The organism is Streptomyces gobiensis, assembly GCF_021216675.1.
GTDB classification, from domain to species: domain Bacteria; phylum Actinomycetota; class Actinomycetes; order Streptomycetales; family Streptomycetaceae; genus Streptomyces; species Streptomyces gobiensis.
In genome coordinates this window covers 2,303,085-2,320,750 of sequence record NZ_CP086120.1, presented here as the reverse complement: position 1 = coordinate 2,320,750, position 17,666 = coordinate 2,303,085, and the positions used below count along the sequence as shown (strand labels likewise).

The 17,666-nt window shown below is 69.3% G+C and carries 18 protein-coding genes and 1 tRNA gene; 12 read left to right on the top strand and 7 right to left on the bottom strand.

What is annotated here, in order from left to right; translation table 11 throughout:
* Positions 1 to 20 precede the first annotated feature (20 nt).
* The 3 genes from cysS (at position 21) to test1122_RS10580 (ending at position 4,245) form a co-directional block, all read left to right on the top strand.
* Positions 21 to 1,418 carry a cysteine--tRNA ligase gene (gene cysS, locus test1122_RS10590; RefSeq protein WP_232268919.1) on the top strand — a complete coding sequence of 466 codons (1,398 nt, stop codon included), beginning with the start codon at positions 21 to 23 and terminating at the stop codon, positions 1,416 to 1,418.
* Positions 1,419 to 1,524: 106 nt separating this feature from the next.
* Positions 1,525 to 2,478 carry a 23S rRNA (guanosine(2251)-2'-O)-methyltransferase RlmB gene (rlmB, locus tag test1122_RS10585; protein ID WP_232268918.1) on the top strand — a complete coding sequence of 318 codons (954 nt, stop codon included), beginning with the start codon at positions 1,525 to 1,527 and terminating at the stop codon, positions 2,476 to 2,478.
* Positions 2,479 to 2,610: 132 nt separating this feature from the next.
* Positions 2,611 to 4,245 carry a DoxX family protein gene (locus test1122_RS10580; RefSeq protein WP_232268917.1) on the top strand — a complete coding sequence of 545 codons (1,635 nt, stop codon included), beginning with the start codon at positions 2,611 to 2,613 and terminating at the stop codon, positions 4,243 to 4,245.
* A 72-nt stretch (positions 4,246 to 4,317) separates the two neighbouring features.
* On the opposite strand, the gene test1122_RS10575 is transcribed toward test1122_RS10580, so the two are convergent.
* The 3 genes from test1122_RS10575 to test1122_RS10565 all read right to left on the bottom strand — a co-directional run bounded on the left by test1122_RS10575 (position 4,318) and on the right by test1122_RS10565 (position 6,819).
* Positions 4,318 to 5,052: a nucleotidyltransferase family protein gene (locus test1122_RS10575; RefSeq protein WP_232268916.1), complete on the bottom strand. Its 735-nt coding sequence runs from the start codon at positions 5,050 to 5,052 to the stop codon at positions 4,318 to 4,320.
* Positions 5,053 to 5,078: 26 nt separating this feature from the next.
* Entirely contained in the window at positions 5,079 to 5,498 is a 420-nt protein-coding gene (locus test1122_RS10570) for a hypothetical protein (protein WP_232268915.1), read from the bottom strand.
* A 196-nt stretch (positions 5,499 to 5,694) separates the two neighbouring features.
* Entirely contained in the window at positions 5,695 to 6,819 is a 1,125-nt protein-coding gene (locus test1122_RS10565) for an ABC transporter ATP-binding protein (RefSeq protein ID WP_232268914.1), read from the bottom strand.
* A 202-nt stretch (positions 6,820 to 7,021) separates the two neighbouring features.
* On the opposite strand from test1122_RS10565, the gene test1122_RS10560 reads away from it, so the two are divergent.
* Positions 7,022 to 7,095: transfer RNA gene (locus test1122_RS10560), tRNA-Thr, on the top strand.
* A 113-nt stretch (positions 7,096 to 7,208) separates the two neighbouring features.
* Positions 7,209 to 7,937 (top strand): peptidoglycan recognition protein family protein, encoded by a 729-nt coding sequence (locus test1122_RS10555; RefSeq protein WP_232268913.1) that lies wholly within the window; start codon positions 7,209 to 7,211, stop codon positions 7,935 to 7,937.
* Positions 7,938 to 8,095: 158 nt separating this feature from the next.
* On the opposite strand, the gene mltG is transcribed toward test1122_RS10555, so the two are convergent.
* On the bottom strand, positions 8,096 to 8,911 hold the full coding sequence (mltG, locus tag test1122_RS10550) for an endolytic transglycosylase MltG (protein WP_422397067.1): 816 nt from the start codon (positions 8,909 to 8,911) through the stop codon (positions 8,096 to 8,098).
* Positions 8,912 to 9,210: 299 nt separating this feature from the next.
* Here mltG and test1122_RS10545 point away from each other — a divergent pair, with 299 nt between their 5' ends.
* Complete coding sequence (locus tag test1122_RS10545; protein ID WP_232268911.1) at positions 9,211 to 9,891, top strand: pentapeptide repeat-containing protein; 681 nt, start codon at positions 9,211 to 9,213, stop codon at positions 9,889 to 9,891.
* Here test1122_RS10545 and test1122_RS10540 read toward each other — a convergent pair.
* Entirely contained in the window at positions 9,888 to 10,385 is a 498-nt protein-coding gene (locus test1122_RS10540; protein WP_232268910.1) for a hypothetical protein, read from the bottom strand. The two genes, test1122_RS10545 and test1122_RS10540, sit on opposite strands and share 4 nt — an antisense overlap.
* A 156-nt stretch (positions 10,386 to 10,541) precedes the next feature.
* On the opposite strand from test1122_RS10540, the gene test1122_RS10535 reads away from it, so the two are divergent.
* A complete protein-coding gene (locus test1122_RS10535) occupies positions 10,542 to 11,135 on the top strand; it encodes a Uma2 family endonuclease (protein ID WP_232268909.1) in 594 nt (197 codons plus the stop codon).
* A 95-nt stretch (positions 11,136 to 11,230) separates the two neighbouring features.
* Here test1122_RS10535 and test1122_RS10530 read toward each other — a convergent pair whose 3' ends face one another.
* Positions 11,231 to 11,806, bottom strand: a complete 576-nt coding sequence (locus test1122_RS10530; protein WP_232268908.1) for a TerD family protein — start codon at positions 11,804 to 11,806, stop codon at positions 11,231 to 11,233.
* A 147-nt stretch (positions 11,807 to 11,953) separates the two neighbouring features.
* On the opposite strand from test1122_RS10530, the gene arfB reads away from it, so the two are divergent.
* The 5 genes from arfB (at position 11,954) to test1122_RS10505 (ending at position 16,786) form a co-directional block, all read left to right on the top strand.
* The gene (gene arfB / locus test1122_RS10525) at positions 11,954 to 12,391 is read left to right on the top strand and encodes an alternative ribosome rescue aminoacyl-tRNA hydrolase ArfB (protein WP_232268907.1); all 438 of its coding nucleotides are present in this window, start codon (positions 11,954 to 11,956) and stop codon (positions 12,389 to 12,391) included.
* Between the two features lie 131 nt (positions 12,392 to 12,522).
* Positions 12,523 to 13,458, top strand: coding sequence for an ROK family protein (locus tag test1122_RS10520; RefSeq protein ID WP_232268906.1), 936 nt, complete (start codon positions 12,523 to 12,525; stop codon positions 13,456 to 13,458).
* The gene (gene nagA, locus test1122_RS10515; RefSeq protein ID WP_232268905.1) at positions 13,455 to 14,603 is read left to right on the top strand and encodes an N-acetylglucosamine-6-phosphate deacetylase; all 1,149 of its coding nucleotides are present in this window, start codon (positions 13,455 to 13,457) and stop codon (positions 14,601 to 14,603) included. Before test1122_RS10520 ends, nagA begins: the two co-directional genes overlap by 4 nt.
* A gap of 117 nt (positions 14,604 to 14,720) precedes the next feature.
* Positions 14,721 to 15,659, top strand: a complete 939-nt coding sequence (locus test1122_RS10510) for a 1-phosphofructokinase family hexose kinase (protein WP_232268904.1) — start codon at positions 14,721 to 14,723, stop codon at positions 15,657 to 15,659.
* 266 nt (positions 15,660 to 15,925) lie between these two features.
* Entirely contained in the window at positions 15,926 to 16,786 is an 861-nt protein-coding gene (locus tag test1122_RS10505) for a class II fructose-bisphosphate aldolase (protein WP_232268903.1), read from the top strand.
* Here the strand turns inward: test1122_RS10505 and test1122_RS10500 are convergent.
* A complete protein-coding gene (locus test1122_RS10500; RefSeq protein WP_232268902.1) occupies positions 16,767 to 17,666 on the bottom strand; it encodes a carbohydrate-binding protein in 900 nt (299 codons plus the stop codon). The two genes, test1122_RS10505 and test1122_RS10500, sit on opposite strands and share 20 nt — an antisense overlap.

The following is a 17,666-nucleotide window of genomic DNA, read 5'->3' as shown; positions in this document are numbered from 1 at the left end:
TCTTCTACTACCCTTGACGGGTGACTATTCGCCTGTACGACACCAGTGCCCGGCAGATCCGTGACTTCCTCCCGCTGACCCCGGGCCGCGTCTCGATCTACCTGTGTGGCGCCACCGTGCAGGCCGCCCCGCATATCGGGCACATCCGTTCCGGGCTGAACTTCGACATCATGCGCCGCTGGTTCGCCTACCGCGGCTATGACGTGACCTTCATCCGCAATGTCACGGACATCGACGACAAGATCATCGCGAAGTCCGTGGAACAGGACCGCCCCTGGTGGGCGATCGGCTATGACAATGAGCGCGCGTTCAACGACGGCTATACGGCGCTGGGCTGCCTGCCGCCCACCTATGAGCCGCGGGCGACCGGTCATATCCCCGAGATGACCGAGATGATGCGCGAGCTCATCGACCGCGGCCACGCCTACGCGGCGGACGGCAACGTCTACTTCGATGTGCGCTCTTACCCCGGCTATCTGGCCCTGTCCAACCAGGAGCTGGACAACCTCCTCCAGCCCGCGGGTGAGGGCGAGACCGGCAAGCGTGACCCGCGCGACTTCGCCATGTGGAAGGCGGCCAAGCCCGGCGAGCCCTTCTGGGACACCCCGTGGGGTCCGGGCCGCCCGGGCTGGCATCTGGAGTGCTCGGCCATGGCGCACAAGTACCTCGGCTCCGCCTTCGACATCCACGGCGGCGGTGTGGACCTGGTCTTCCCGCACCATGAGAACGAGATCGCCCAGTCCAAGGCCTACGGCGATGACTTCGCGAGCTACTGGCTGCACAACGCCTGGGTGACGATGAGCGGCGAGAAGATGGCCAAGTCGCTGGGCAACTCGGTGCTGATCTCGGAGATGCTCAAGCGCTGGCGTCCCATTGTGCTGCGCTATTACCTGGGCACCCCGCACTACCGGTCGATGATCGAGTACAGCGAGGACGCGGTGCGTGAGGCCGAGACCGCCTTCGCGCGGATCGAGGGCTTCATCCACCGCGCGGTGGAGAAGGCGGGCGCGGTCGAGCCCGCGGCCGAGGTTCCCACGGCCTTCGCCGAGGCGATGGACGAGGACTTCTCCGTTCCGCAGGCGCTCGCGGTCGTGCATACGACGGTGAAGCAGGGCAACGCCGCGCTGAGCGCCGATGACAAGGACACCGCCGCCGCCCGCCTCGCCGAGCTCCGGGCCATGCTCGCCGTCCTCGGCCTCGACCCCCTCGACGACCACTGGGCGACGGGCTCGGACCGGGGTGACGAGCTCCATGGCGTCGTCGACTCACTCGTCCGGCTCGTTCTCGACCAGCGCCAGGCCGCCCGTAGCCGTAAGGACTACGCCACCGCCGACGCCATCCGTGATGAACTCCAGCGGGCGGGCCTAGTCATCGAGGACACCCCCGCCGGACCCCGCTGGGAGCTCGGCACCCACTGAGGTGCCTTCCGGGATAATTGCCCTACCACCACACAAGCCAACAGCCGACGGACGATATCCGTCACAGCCGTGCGAGAGCGGCGAACACAGACTGAGGAGCCCTCCCATGGCCGGGAACAGCCAGCGGCGCAACCGCCGCACGTCCAGTAAGAAGGGCGCGCAGGCCGGCAGCGGCGGCAAGCGGCGCCGGAGCCTGGAAGGCAAGGGCCCGACGCCACCCGCGGAAATGCGTAAGGGGCACGCCAAGCAGCGCGCCGCGCAGGCGCGCGCCCGGCACGCCGCCAAGCGCCCCGCCCCCCGGCGCGGCGGTGCGAAGGGCACCGCCGAGCTGGTTGTCGGCCGTAACCCCGTCTTTGAGGCACTGCGCGAGGGGGTACCGGCCACGACGCTCTACGTTCAGCAGTTCATCGACAGCGATGAGCGGGTCCGCGAGGCGTTGCAGCTTGCCGCCGACCGGGGCGGTATCAACCTTCTGGAGGCCCCCCGGGCCGAGCTGGACCGGATGACCCATGGCCTCAATCACCAGGGCCTTGTCCTCCAGGTGCCGCCCTACGACTACGCCCACCCGGAAGACCTCGCCGCCGCGGCGATGGACGCGGGCGAGGACCCGCTGATCGTCGCCCTGGACGGCGTCACCGACCCGCGCAACCTGGGCGCGGTGGTGCGCTCCGTCGCCGCCTTCGGTGGCCATGGGGTGGTCGTGCCCGAGCGCCGGGCGGCAGGGATGACGGCGGGTGCCTGGAAGACCTCCGCGGGTGCCGCCGCCCGTACGCCGGTCGCCCGGGCGACGAATCTGACCCGCGCGCTGGAGACGTACCAGAAGGCGGGCCTGACGGTCATTGGGCTGGCGGCGGACGGTGACGTTGAGCTGCAGGACGTGCCGTCCCTGGACGGACCCGTTGTGATTGTCGTCGGCAGCGAGGGCAAGGGTCTGTCCCGTCTGGTCGGCGAGACCTGCGACCTCCGCGTCCGCATCCCGATGCCGGGCGGCGCGGAGTCGCTGAACGCGGGTGTCGCGGCGGGCGTGGTCCTGTACGAAGCCTCCCGCCGCCGGAGCTAGGGGGTGTCTGGCTAACCCCAGGCCCGGGGCGCGCTGGAAGGGTGAGAAGGGGGGGAGAACTCCGGCCTTTGACGGGTCGCGGACAGATCGGGCCGGTCAAGGCAGTGTCTTAAACGTCCGTCACTCGGTTAGATGAGTGTGGACACCAGAACACCCCGCACGCCCACCGGGGGAACCCCGGGCGGTTTCTTGGACGATGAGCCGGTGCTGAGCTCGGTCAAGGTGCCGAGCGACCCTGCTCAGGTCATTGTCAGCAACGCGAGCTTCCGGGTAAAGCTCGCCACGCCGCCGTCCAGCAGCGCGCTCGCCGACACCACCCGGCTGTCGGCCGTCGGCGGCCCCAAGCGGCGGGCCCCCCTGGTATGGAGCGGCCGGACCGAGCCCGGGGACTCCGACGCCAGCCAACTGCTGCAAGCGGTACGGTCGTCGAGCGCCCACCCCGAGGAGCCTGCCGGGGTCGCCACCCAGGTACTGCCGCGGATCACCCCCGGCCTTCCCACCGAACTCGAGGCGACCCGCGCCATCGTCGCCCCGCGCGGCCCCGAACCGCCGGAGAAGGCGCTGCTGGACGGAGTACGGCCCGCCGAGGGCGCGTACGACGCGTATGACGGGCAGCCCTACGACGCCGACCTCGCCTATGACCTGGCCGATGACGAGGACGGGTTCGAAGGGGAGGAGAGCGAGGACAGCCGCCGGGCCCGGAGCAGCGACTCTGTGCGGCACGCCTACTACCCCGGCCGCCGGATGAACCTCGGTGTCGTCCTCCTCCCACTGCGGATCTTCCTCGGCTTTATCTCCATCTACGCCGGGATGGGCAAGCTCACCGACCCCGTCTACTTCGACGGTGGCGAGCGCGGCTCCATGGTCAGCTGGCTGCGGTCACTGGAGCCCTGGGCGATCGCCACCCCCCTGCATGACTTCGCCGTCGCGCATCCGGTCGGCTCCGGACTGACCGTCGCCTTCCTCCAGATCATCGTGGGCGTCCTGACCGTATGCGGGCTCTGGCAGCGGCTCGCCGCGACCCTCGGCGCGCTGCTCTCCGCCGCTCTGCTGCTGACGGTGAGCTGGCGAAGCGTTCCTGTGTATGACGCGCCGGACATCATCTACCTCGCCGCCTGGTCCCCGCTGATCATCGCAGGCGCCCCCGTCTACTCCCTCGATGCCCGCCTCGCGGGCGAGGCCTGGCGGCGGCTCGGTCCGCGGGTCGCGCTCTGGGAGCTGCGGCGGCGGGTACTGCGCCGGGGCATCGTGATGGCCACCGTCATCGTGGGGCTCGCGCTGCTCATCGGTTCCATGCTGGGCGGCGCGGTCCGCTCCGCTGAGGTCGCCACCGTGCCGGAGCCGGGCGAGCCGCCCCGTAACCATCTGCCGGGCTCTCCGCTGCCGAGGAAGCCGGGCGCTACCACCACCACCGCCACCCAGGGACCCACCGCCGGGCCCACCGCCGGACAGTCCGTGGGCCCCTCCGCGGCACCGTCCACCAGCGCGGCGCAGGAGACCAGCGGAGCCGACGCCGGAGCCGGCCAGACGGCCAGCGGCGAGCCGAGCCAGGACCAGACCGTGCAGGCCCCGGAGCGGTCCGTGGCCCCGCCCCCTCCCTCGGTGCCTGACAGCCCGTCGGAGCCCACCGCCGGCAGCACGTCCGGCGCCAGCGGTGGTACGGATGGCGCCGGTGACAGCGACGGCGGCGATACGGACGGCGGCTCCAGCGGGGGCGGTAACGGTGGCTCCGGCAGCGGGGGCGCCCTGGGCGGCCTGCTGGGCTGATCCAGCTGAATACAGCGAATACAGCTGATTCAGCTGGATCAGCAAGCGGAGTAGCCGAAGAGAGCTTGCCGGTCAGGGGAGTTCAGCCTGATCGGCAAGCTCTTTCGCTGCCTCGCTCAGATCCTTGGCGGTGTCGATGGCGCGCCAGTACGCCCCGTGCGGCAGCGGATAGCCCGCCAGCCGGTTCTCCCGCGCCAGCTGCGGGAACGTCGTCCGCTCGTGGTCGCCGCGCACCGGCAGCAGCTCGGTAAAGGAGGGCGAGAAGACATAGACACCGGCGTTGATCTCGTACGCGGTGGGCGGGGACTCGATGAAGTCCACGACATGTCCGAAGCCGTCGGTCTTGACGGCTCCCCAGGGAATGCGTGGCCGGGCCAGCGCCAGCGTGGCGATGGCGTCCCGCTCCCAGTGGAAAGCGGCCATGTCACGCAGTGAGAAACGGGTCCAGATATCGCCATTGGTGGCGTACCACGGCTCATCGGGCCAGGGGAGCGTGGCGGCGGCATGCTTCAGCCCACCGCCACGGCCAAGCGGCTCCGCCTCGACCACTGTCGTAACCCGCAGTGGGAGTTCGGCCGAGGCCAGCCACTTCTGCAGCACAGAGGCGAGATGGCCGCAGGAGATCACCACATCGGTGACCCCCTCATGGGCCAGCCAGGACAACTGATGGCCGATGATCGGTGTCCCCGTGCCGGGGATCTCGACCATCGCCTTCGGCCGGTCATCGGTATACGGTCGCAGCCGCGAGCCCTGGCCACCGGCCAGGATCACCGCCTGCGCGGGGAAGGTGTGCGGATCAGCAGTCATGATCCGCACCGTATTCCGGTGTTCCGTCAGCGGGACTCGGCCACGCCGGAGGCGAAGGAGGTGTCACAGACTGGGCGGGCGAACCGCTGTGCACGGTGCGGCGAACCGTACTTCTGCACCGCCGCCTTGCCGAGCGCCCGGGCGATGTCCGCGCAGTGCTTGGCGAGTGACGGCCTACGCTCAACCTCCTGCTGAAGGCTCGTCAACGCGTCCCCCGGATTCTTCTGCTGCAGCTCCGTGATGAGCTGGTCGCGCAGCAGATCCTGTGGGGCACGCGCGGCCGCCGCCTTGCTGGATGCCTTCTCGGCGGACGCCGTGAGCACCTGAGATTCAGAGGGGGAAGTCGCCCAGGGTACGCGGGCGACCGCGAGCGTCCCGGACAGGACCAGGACGACCGGGAGGACGAGAGCGAGAGTTCTGCCGATACGGCGCGCTGCCTGATTCACTGGTGCTTCCTCGCGAGATCGAGTAGGGGTTGCCCGGGAAGGGCCCCTGAGATGGTAGCGAGGAGTGATGATTTGGCGACATTTAGTCACCCTGATGAGGGAATATCGGTGCGTATTCGCGCCCGGAGAGTTGACGAACGGAGCTCGAAAAGGGGTCGTACATCCGCAAGATACGGATGTACGACCCCAGGAGTGCCTAGTCGCTCAGTCGCTCGCCCGAGGACGTCGCGAAGGCATGGGTCTCCCCGGCGCGGGGCACGACGTGGATCCGCGTGCCCTTCTCCGGGGCGCTGCGGCCGCTGACGCGGACGACCAGGTCCTTCGCCTCGCCGCCACCGATCTCGGCGGTGCCGTAGACGAAGGCGTCGGCGCCGAGCTCCTCGACGACATTGACGGTGACCGCCAGACCGGCGGGTTCGTCCTTGCTGAGGGCCCTGGCGCCATCGCCGTTGACGAGGTCGAAGTGCTCCGGGCGGACACCCACCGTGACCGTGGTGTCACCCCTGTCGGCGGCCTCGGCCACTGCCTCGCGGTCAATCGGCACCACGCTGTTGCCGAACTTCGCACCGCCATCGATGATCGGCACCTCGACCAGGTTCATCGCCGGGGAGCCGATGAAGCCCGCCACGAAGACGTTGTTGGGGTGGTCGTACATGTTCCGGGGCGAGTCCACCTGCTGCAGCAGCCCGTCCTTGAGCACCGCCACCCGGTCACCCATGGTCATGGCCTCGATCTGGTCATGGGTGACGTAGACCGTGGTGATGCCGAGCCGACGCTGGAGCGAAGCGATCTGTGTACGGGTCTGCACCCGCAGCTTCGCGTCGAGGTTCGACAGCGGCTCGTCCATCAGGAAGACCCGCGGCTCCCGGACGATCGCCCGGCCCATCGCGACCCGCTGCCGCTGACCGCCGGAGAGCGCCTTCGGCTTGCGCTCCAGGTACTCGGTGAGGTCCAGGATCTTCGCCGCGTCCTCGACCTTCTGCCGGATCTGGTCCTTCGGCACGCCCGCGATCTTCAGTGCGAAGCCCATGTTCTGGGCGACGGACATATGCGGGTACAGCGCGTAGTTCTGGAACACCATGGCGATGTCCCGGTCCTTCGGCGGAAGGTGGGTGACATCCCGGTCACCGATCCGGATCGCACCACCGTTCACATCCTCCAGGCCCGCGAGCATCCGCAGAGAGGTGGACTTTCCGCAGCCGGAGGGGCCGACCAGAACGAGGAATTCCCCGTCCTCGATCTCGATGTCGAGCTGGTCGACGGCGGGCTTCTCCTGACCCGGATAGATCCGGGTCGCCTTGTCATATGTGACCGTAGCCATGCTGTTGTGTCTCCTTCACCGGCAGGAACGTGCCGGACGATCCGAGTAAAGGGGGATGCGGTCCACTGCTGTGGACCTTCGCGAACGCTAACCCGGCGGCATACGGCTTGTCAGTACTCCGTGACCGATAAACCTCCGTGGCCCGCACCGGTGGCCGCTGTGTAGAGTGGAGCAGCCCGCGCATGGCATGGCTGTGTGTGCTGCCGCCTTAGCTCAGTTGGCCAGAGCAGCTGTCTTGTAAACAGCAGGTCGTCGGTTCGATTCCGACAGGCGGCTCTGACTTCTCCGCGCCTCCGCGCCTCTGTGGTGACTGATCCAGTCCGGACAGTCATCACCCGAATGGCTCGCTCGTGTGTGCGGTAGGCGTGGTTTGGCCACAGGGTGGCGTTATGTGGTCCCGCCGAATAGCGGTGTGCACGGCGGTCCTGCCGCTGGCCCTGCTGGTGACGTGGGATGCCCCCCGGGGCATATCCCCGCCTCGACCCGGGAATGTCCCGGCCGAGGCGAGGCAGTCCGTGCCGCGTCCGGCCATCGTCGGACGGGCTGTCTGGCGGGCGGATGAGGACCTGGTCCAGGGGCCCGCGAAATACACGGGGGCTGCGAAGGCGGTGTTCGTCCACCACACCGACCACCCCAATGACTACGACTGTGCCAAGGTCCCCGCCATGCTGCGGGCTATGCAATCGGACCATGTCCGGGGGCAGGGCTGGGACGATCTCGGCTACAACTTCGTGGTCGACCGGTGCGGCACCATCTATGAGGGCCGGTCGGGCGGCGTCGGACGGTCGGTCCACGGTGCTCACACCAAGGGGTTCAACGCCGACAGCGTGGGGATCGGCGCGCTGGGCAACTTCGGGCCCGGTACGAAGGTGCCCAAGGCCATGGTGGACGCGATCGTGCGGATCGCCGCGTGGAAGCTGCGGGCCGGGGCCGATCCGCAGGGCAAGGTGCGACTGGTCTCCACGCATGATGACAGCCGCTATCCGAAGGGCGACGCGGCCGTGCTCCATGTGATTTCCGGGCACCGGGACACCTATCGCACCCGCTGCCCGGGAGACGCGATGTATGAGCGGCTGCCCGCGATCCGGCAGGCGGCAGCCCGGCTGCGTGAGCGCTAGGGGGTACCTGGTGGGTCTCCGCGGCGTCGCGACGCCTGGCACGCACGCTCGCTGCGTTGTCGTCGGTCGCCAACCAACCAGGTTGGCTTCCTCCTCCGCCTTGCGATCGCACGCACCAGACGCCGCTCCTTCTTCCACGGAGATCCACCAGACACCCCCTAGCCAGCCGGACTGGTGTCCTCCCTGGCCTCCTTCTGGACCCGGTTGAACTCCTCGACGTTCTTCTGGTGCTCCTTGTAGTCGCTGGTGAAGCGGGTGTCGCCGGGTTTGACGGTGACGAAGAACAGCCAGTTGCCGGCGGGCGGGTCGGTGGTGGCCCGCACGGCGTCCTTGCCGGGGTTGCCGATGGGCGTGGGCGTCAGGCCCTTGTGCCGGTAGGTGTTGTACGGGCTGTTGGTCTTCGTGTCGGCAAGGCTGGTGTTGACGGTGCTGCGGTTCAGTGCGTAGTTGATGGTGGAGTCCATCTGCAGTGGCATGTCCCGCCGCAGCCGGTTGTAGATGACCCGGGCCACCTTCCCCATGTCCTCATGGGTGTCGGCCTCGGCCTGTACGACGCTGGCGATGTTTACGGTCTGGTACACCGTCAGGCCGTTGCGCTGGGTGGCGTGCCTGATGTTGTTGGCGTTGAATTCGGTGTTGGCGGTATTCACCATGAAGGACAGCAGCGACTCGGGGGTCGTCTTGTCATTGACGGGGTACGTCGCCGGGAACAGATAGCCCTCCGGGTTCCCGTCGGCCTCCTCCGGCAGGTCGAGCTCCGCCCTCTTCGCGGCCTTCTCCGTGGTGCCCGCGCTCACGCCGAGGGCCTTGTCGCTGGCGGCGTAGACCTGAGAGGCACGCCAGCCCTCGGGGATCAGCAGGGTCTGGGTCTCCTCGCGTTTCTTCTTCTGGTCGATGAACTGTGTGACCACCAGTACCGCGATCAGCACCAGGACGCACAGAAGTGCCGCCCCTACGAGCCATCTCTTACCCATAGGGGCACGGTAGACCGATGGCCAGGGCACCAGCACGACCTCGCCCCACCGTGCCGCGAGTTTCCAGCGCATGGTGGGCGCGGGCGGCGCCCGCGCGGCGGCCAGCACGAGAACGGTACCGGTGGGGGCCGGGCCGCGGACTCGAGGACGCCGTGGTGGTGCGGCCAGCGCTGATCACCGCGATGGCGTGGTGCCCCCACCGAAGACCGCCGACTCGGCATAGCCGCCACTCGCTGCTGGGCCCAAGCGGGCCGCCACCTACAAGGCGGATGTCAGTGGGGCGGTACACGATGGAGGCCATGACCAAGAGCAAGATCAGGACTGCCCGGCTGCCCCATGTCACGCTGCCCGAGCTGCGCCCATACGAGGGGGAGGAGCTGGAGCCGGAGGGCGACTACGACGCGGAGAGCTTCACGGACGTCGATCTGAGCGGTGCACGGGGAAACAGCGCCCGCTTTATGGACTGCGGTCTCTACCGGGTGGGCCTGAACGAGGCGCGGCTGCGTGGCGCTCGGTTCCTGGACTGCGTACTGGAGGGGGTGCGTGGTGTGGGGACCGAGCTGGCGGACGCGCAGTTCAGGGATGTGGAGCTGCGAGACGCCCGGCTGGGCGGGGTGCAACTGCACGGCGCGGCGCTGGAAAGGGTGCTGGTGCGCGGCGGGAAGCTGGACTTCCTCAACCTTCGGACGGCCACTTTGCGGGATGTCACCTTCGAGGGCTGTGTGCTCGTCGAGCCGGACTTCGGCGGGGCGCGCCTGGAGAGAGTCGTCTTCCAGGACTGCGTCCTGCGGGGGATGGACGTCGGCGGCGCGACGCTCGCGGATGTGGATCTGCGGGGGGCCGCAGAGCTCGGTATCGCACGCGGTGTGGAGCGGCTGGCCGGTGCGGTGATCAGCCCTTCCCAGCTGCTCGACTTGGCCCCGGCCCTCGCAGCGCAGCTGGGGGTGCGGGTGGAGTCCCCGGAGTCCTTGGAGTCCTAGCAGCGTGGGAAGCGGACCAGCAGGTCCCACACCACCGGGTTGTCGGCCAGTCCCTCGTGCATATCGGTGAGATCGGCGACCAGGTCGTGCAGGAAGTCGCGGGCCTCACGGCGCAGCGAGCCGTGATTGAGGTTCAAGGGTGCCTCCTCGACCGGCATCCAGTCGGCGGTGATCTCCACCCAGCCGAAGCGCCGCTCGAAGAACATCCGGTCGCTGGATTCGGTGAAGTCCAGCTCGGCCCGCTGCGGTGTCGCGGAGCGGCTGCCGCGCGGATCCTGGTCCAGCCGCTCCACGATGTCGCACAGAGCCCATGCGAAGTCGAGCACGGGCACCCATCCCCAGGCTGTGGACAGCTCCCGGTCGGTCTGCGCGTCGGCGATATAGACATCCCCACAGAACAGATCGTGCCGCAGCGCGTAAACGTCCGCCGTGCGGTAATCCGTCTGCGGCGGGTCGGGGAAGCGGCGGGAGAGGGAGTAGCCGATATCGATCACGGTGCTGATGGTGTCACGGGCCCGGACAGGCCCGTACGGACCCCGATGACCTGCAGAAACGTCACTCGTTCACGCGATCGGGTGGTGGATTCGCTGATGCGGAAGCAGGATGGGCGCCTACTCTGAGAGTGTCGCTCCGTACGAGGGAGGTCCACCGTGGCACTGGCAGCACCTGAGCGTGAACCAAACGTGGTCAGCGAGCAGAATTCGGCTGCGACTGTGGAGGACGCCTTCGAAGCGTTGAGCGCGGCAGCTCCTGCGGGGTGGCGCGTGGAACTGATTGAAGGGGAGATCCACGTGGCACCGCCGCCGAATGGTGATCATGAGGAGATCGTGTCCGAGATCTCGGGCCAAGTGCGTGATCATCGGAAGGACCTCGGGCGGTATACCAACATCGGTCTGGATGTTCCCGGCGCATCATCGAGCGGGAAGGTGATTCCCGACATCGTGATTGCTCCCAAGGGGAGCTTCAGCGGCCGACCGGAGATGTACCACGATCCTGCACCGGCCATGCTTGTTGGGGAAGTTACTTCCCCAACAACTGCCAAGAACGACCGCGGCAAGAAGCTGCGGGGCTACGCCCGTGCGGGGATCCCCTGTTACTTGCTTATTGACCGGGTGTCCGGGCGAGCGGTGCTGTACACCAACCCGTCGGGGGAGCACTACGTCCGCAGCGAGACGGTTGATCTCTCGGAAACGCTCAAGCTGCCCGAGCCGCTGGGATTCGAGCTGGACACCAGCGAGTTCTGACCCGGGTCCCGCGTCTCGCGCCCTGCCTCCTGTAACGACAACGGCGGCACCCTCCCGGAGGGCGCCGCCGTTGCGGCGTAGCGAAGAGGCGTCCGTCAGACGGTGACGCCGAAGTCCTGGGCGATGCCCGCGAGGCCGGAGGCGTAGCCCTGGCCGACGGCGCGGAACTTCCACTCCTCGCCGTGGCGGTACATCTCGCCGAAGACCATGGCGGTTTCGGTGGAGGCGTCCTCGGTCAGGTCGTAGCGGGCGATCTCCGTCTCACCGGCCTGGTTGACGATGCGGATGAACGCGTTGCGGACCTGGCCGAAGTTCTGGCTGCGGGTCTCGGCGTCGTAGATGGAGACCGGGAAGACGATCTTGTCGACCTCGGTCGGAAGCGTCGCGAGGTTGACCTTGATCTGCTCGTCGTCGCCCTGGCCCTCACCGGTGACATTGTCACCGGTGTGCACGATCGCCTGCTCCGGGGAGGCGAGGTTGTTGAAGAAGATGAAGTGCTGGGGGGAGACGACCTTGCCGCTGGCGTCGACCGCGATGGCGCTGGCGTCCAGGTCGAAGTCGGTGCCGGTGGTCGTACGGACGTCCCAGCCCAGGCCGACCGTAACCGCGTTGAGGCCCGGCGCCTCCTTGGTGAGCGATACGTTGCCGCCTTTAGAGAGGCTTACAGCCATGGGGGATGTCCCTTTCCTCGGTGGGTCCAGTCGTGAGAATCCGTGCTCCCGACGACGGTACATTCACCCTCCTCAACGTGGAGGGGGTATGGACTGGTTCCAGCAGAGCCGGAAAAGGATGTGCGTCCCGGCCGGGGTGCCGGGATCATGGGACGCATGTCCGGTCCTCATCTTATCCGTGGCTCGGTCTCGCTCCCCGAGGCCGAGCTCAGTTGGCGTTTCACCAGGTCGTCCGGGCCGGGCGGACAGCACGTGAACACCAGTGACACTGCGGTGGAGTTGCGCTTCGACCTGGCGGCGACCGAGGCGTTGCCCAAGGTGTGGAAGGAGCGCGCGCTGGCGCGGCTCGCCCCGCGGCTGGTGGACGGGGTGCTGGTGGTACGGGCGAGTGAGCACCGGTCCCAGTGGCGTAACCGGGAGACGGCGGCCGTCCGGATGACCGCGATCCTCGCGGAGGCGACGGCGCCGCCGCCCCGGCCGCGCAAGGCGGGCAAGGTGCCGCGGGGGATCAATGAGCGGCGGCTGCGGAACAAAAAGCGGCGCGCCGAGGTGAAGCGCGGCCGCACCGGCCGCGACTGGGGATGACCCGGCGTCGGCACGGCACCCGCACGCAGTACCCGTACACAGGCTCGAGCGCGCACTCGGACGGGCGCTTGCCGGTGATCGTCCCGCGAGTGGACTAGACCTTTCGAGGTGTCTCGCGCGAGACTGACCCCGTGAGACACGTCATCGCCCTCGATGTGGGCGGCACCGGTATGAAGGCCGCCCTGGTGGGCGGGGGCGGGGAGCTGCTGTACGAGGCGCGCCGCCCCACCGGGCGCGAGCGCGGCCCGGAGGCCGTGACAGTCGCCGTTCTGGACTTCGCCGCCGAGCTGCGCCGTATGGGCGTTGAGCGGTACGGCGCCGAGCCGGCCGCCGTCGGGGTGGCGGTGCCCGGGATCCTCGATGAGGCGGCGGGTATCGCCGTCTACGCCGCCAACCTCGGCTGGCGGGATGTCCCACTGCGCGCCCTGCTCGGTGAGCGGCTCGGCGGGATCCCGGTGGGGCTCGGGCATGACGTCCGTACGGGTGGCCTCGCCGAGGGGCGGATCGGCGCGGCCGCGGGCGTCGACCGGTTCCTCTTCGTAGCGCTGGGCACCGGCATCGCCGGGGCCATCGGCATTGACGGCAGGATCGAGGCCGGTGCGCATGGCGGCGCGGGCGAGATCGGCCACATCGTGGTACGCCCGGACGGTCCCGAGTGCGGCTGTGGTCAGCGTGGCTGTCTGGAGACCCTGGCCTCCGCCGCCGCTGTCGGCCACGCCTGGGCCGGGGTGTGCGGCGATCCGCACGCCACCGCCGCCGACGCCGCTGAAGCCGCCCGGTCCGGCGATCCGCGTGCCCTGGACCTCTGGCGGGACGCGGCCGACGCGCTCGCCGCCGGGCTGGTCACCGGGCTCACCCTGCTGGATCCGCGCGTCCTGATCATCGGCGGTGGGCTCGCCGAGGCGGGGGAGACGCTCTTCGCGCCGCTGCGCGAGGCCATACGGGCCAAGGTGACCTTCCAGCGGCTCCCCACGATCGTTCCGGCGGCTCTTGGGGACGCCGCCGGCTGCCTGGGCGCGGGACTTCTCGCCTGGGATCTTCTCTCTGCGGAGGTTGTGAACCCGTGAAGGCGACGAAGCGCAAGGTCCTGACCGGCGCCACGGTGGTGCTGCCGTCAGGCGTGGCCGAGCACGGCCGGGTGACCGTCGAGGGGGCCCGTATCGCGCCTGACGAGCCCGGCGAAGCGGGCACGCTCGATCTCACCGGGCACTGGATCGTCCCCGGCTTCGTGGATCTCCACAACCACGGCGGCGGCGGCGCGTCCTTCACCTCCGGCACCGCGGAGGACGTGCTCACCGGCGTACGGACGCACCAGCGGCACGGCACGACCACAACCGTCGCGTCGACCGTTACCGGCGACCTGGACGTTCTTGCCCGGCAGGCCGCGCTGCTCTCCGAACTGGTGGAGCAGGGCGAGCTGGCCGGAATCCACTTCGAGGGGCCGTTCATCTCGCCGTGCCGCAAGGGCGCGCACAGCGAGAAACTGCTGCGCCACCCCGATCCGGCCGAGGTGCGCAAGCTCATTGACGCCGCACGCGGCGCCGCGAAGATGCTCACCCTCGCCACCGAGCTGCCCGGCGGTATCGACTCGGTGCGACTGCTCGCCGAGCACGGGGTCATCGCCGCGATTGGCCACACCGACGCCACCTACGAGCAGACCCGGGAGGCCATTGACGCGGGCGCCACCGTCGCCACGCATCTGTTCAACGCGATGCCGGGTCTCCAGCACCGCGCCCCTGGCCCGGTCGCGGCGCTGCTGGAGGATGAGCGAATCACGGTCGAGCTGATCAACGACGGCACCCATCTGCACCCCGCCATCCTGGAGTTGGCCTTCGGCAGCGCGGGCGCGGACCGGGTCGCGTTCATCACCGACGCCATGGACGCGGCGGGCTTCGGTGACGGCCGCTACCAGCTCGGCCCACTGGAGGTCGAGGTCACGGACGGCGTCGCACGGCTGGCCGACGGCACCATCGCGGGCTCGACGCTCACCCTGGACACGGCGCTGCGGCGGGCGGTGACCGTCGACAAGCTGCCCATCGAGGACGCCGTCCAGGCGCTTTCGGCCAACCCGGCCCGGCTGCTCGGCCTGGCTGACCGGATCGGCTCGATCACCCCGGGTAAGGACGCTGACCTGGTGGTTCTGGACACGGAGTACGCCGTGAAGGGCGTCCTGCGGAAGGGCGAATGGGTTGTTCATCCCCAGCTGGGGTGATGTGCGTTCGTGCCCGCGCGTGGAATTCGTACGGCGGTTGGCCCCGACCCCTGGGCCAACCGCCGCTGCTTTGGCATGATCACTAGCGCAGTCCTGTGAACGTGGGGGGAGTCGTCCGTGATCCTGACCGTCACGCTTAACGCCGCCCTCGACATCACCCACCGCGTCCACCGCCTTACGCCCCACACCTCCCATCGCGTCCGCGACGTCGCCGAACGGCCCGGCGGCAAGGGCCTCAACGTGGCCCGGGTACTGGCCGCCCTCGGCCAGGAGACGGTCGCCACCGGGTTCGCGGGCGGCGCGACCGGCGAGGCGCTGCGGGCGCGTCTGGCGACGGTGGCCGGGGTTACCGACGCGCTCGTCCCCATCGCCGGGACCACTCGCCGTACCGTCGCCATCGTCGATGAGACCACCGGTGACACCACCCAGCTCAATGAGCCCGGCCCACACATCACTCCCACCGAGTGGTCCGGATTCCTCGACAGCTACCGGCAGTTGCTCACCGACACCGGCACCGATGCCGTCGCGCTCTGCGGCAGCCTGCCGCCCGGGGTGCCGGTCGGGGCGTACGCCACCCTCATACGCGCCGCCCGCGCCGTGGGCGTCCCGGTACTGCTGGACACCAGCGGCGAACCCCTGCGCCGGGGGCTGGCCGCCCGGCCCGATCTGGTGAAGCCCAACTCCCAGGAGCTGGCCGGGGTCACCGGCACGAACGAGCCCCTGCGCGCTGCCCGGGAGGCCCGGCGCCGGGGCGCGCACACGGTGGTCGCCTCACTCGGCGCCGACGGCCTGCTCGCCGTCACCCCGGACGGCGGCTGGCGCGCCACGCTGCCGGGGCGCCTCACCGGCAACCCGGCCGGCGCGGGCGACTCCGCCGTCGCCGGGCTGCTGGCCGGTCTCGTCGAGGGCGCGAGCTGGCCGGACCGGCTGACCCGGGCGGCGGCTCTGTCGGCGGCGACCGTACGCGCCCCGGCGGCGGGGGAGTTCGACCGCCGTACGTATGAGGAGCTGCTGCCGCGGGTTGCGGTTCGCGTGCAGCGGTGGGAAGCGGCGTAGGCGTGGTGGCCGCGGGGTGCCGCGCCGGACCCCGGAAACCCAGCGCGGGCTCACCGGCCCGCCCCGGTGCTGGACCAGGCCCGCGCAACCACCCCGTGCCAGGGTGGAGGGTGTCCCCGATCCCCGCCCCTTCCCGGAACCGGGGCTCCGCCCCGGGCCCCGGTTGGTTTTTGGGTGCGGGTCGTGTTGTGCCCACCCTCCGCCCTGGGGGTCCCCCCGGACGAAGTCTGGGGGAGGAGACTGCCCACAACACTTGAGGAGAGCTCATGGTGCTTGTCCGTACCGGTGAACTCATCGCCGCTGTCCAGGAGTCAGGGCGGGCTGTTGGCGCGTTTAATGTGATCACTCTGGAGCACGCTGAGGCCATCGCCGCCGGGGCGGAGGCGGCGGGGGCTCCGGCGATCCTGCAAGTCTCCGAGAACGCCGTGAAGTTCCATGGCGGGCGGCTCGGTCCGATCGCCGCCGCGGTCAACGCTGTCGCACGCGCCGCCGCTGTGCCGCTCGCGCTGCATCTGGATCACATCACCTCTCCCGAGCTGTTGCGCGCCGCCCACCCGGAGGGCTTCAGCTCGGTGATGTTCGACGCGTCGAAGCTCGGTTACGGGGACAACGTCAAGGCCACCGCCGAGGCCGTCAGATGGGGCCATCGGCACGGCATCCTGGTCGAGTCCGAACTGGGCCAGGTCGGCGGCAAGGACGGCGAGCCCCCACTGGACGCGCACGCTCCGGGGGCCCGTACGGACCCGGCCGAAGCGGCGGCGTATGTCGCTGACACCGGGGTGGACGCTCTCGCGGTCGCGGTCGGCAGCTCACACGCCATGACCGAGCGCACGGCGGCCCTCGATCACGCGCTGATCGCCCGGTTGCGTGCCGCCGTACCGGTGCCGCTGGTGCTGCACGGCTCGTCGGGCGTCCCGGATGAGGAGATACGGGCGGCCATCGCGGCCGGAATGACCAAGATCAACGTCGGTACGGCCCTGAACTCCGCCTTCACCGGCGCCGTCCGCGCCTTCCTGGAGGCGCACCCCTCAACCGTCGATCCACGCAAGTACATCGCACCGGGGCGGGAGGAGATGGCTCAGACGGTGGAGCGGTTTCTACGGGTGGTCAGCCCTTGTCCTCGGTGAGCCAGACCCGGTCTATGGCGACGTCGCACGCGTCGCCCTTCCCACAGCTGATCCTGAAGGTGTTGGCGCCTTCATGGACGTTGACCTGGCCGTAGGTGTAGGTCCAGCCCTTTTCCCAGTCGCCTTCTTCCGCCTTGGCGAAGTTTGTGAAGTTCAGGTTCTGGGGCCGCTGTGCGTCGTTGACCCACAGGCCCATCTTCATGTCCTTACCGGGCACGGTGTAGCCGACGTAGAGCCGGTACTTCCCGGCCTCGGGGATCTCCGTGGTCCAGGTCGCCGTCGCGCCTTCCTTGTTGAAGCCCGCGATGTAGTCACCATTGGTGGACTTGGCGCCCTTGGCGTCGCTGGCGACGATGGGGCCGTTGTCCAGTCGGAGGCTGGAGGCGTCCTCCTTGGGCAGCTCGGCCTTCGGGTCTTCCTTGTCCCCGCCCTTGTCCTCGTGGGTCTCGCCGTCCCTGTTGCCGTCCTCGCCCGGCTGGGCGTCGGCGGTCGGCGAGGGGTTGGGACCGGCGTTCGCCTTGTCGTCGTCGCTGAAGAGGACCGCGGCGCTGACTCCGATGACGACGGCGGCGACGACCGCGAGGGCCCCGATGAGCAGGCCGTTGCGCTTCTGCGGGGGCTGGCCGTGGCCGTTGCCGGAGGGCTCCGGGTGCTGGCGGGTGACGTCACCACCGCTGGGCTGGGTCTCCGGGGCGGCGTAGTACGGGCTGGGCGCCTGCTGGCCGTAGCGTCGCTCGCCGACCGCGCGGACCTGGTTGTACGACGTACGGGGGACCCCGGGCTGCTGGGCCTGAGTGGGCGTGCCGTCTTCCGAACGGTACAGATAGCCGAACGGGTCGTCGCCCTCCGGAGCGTTCGTACCGTTATTACCGGCTGTCAT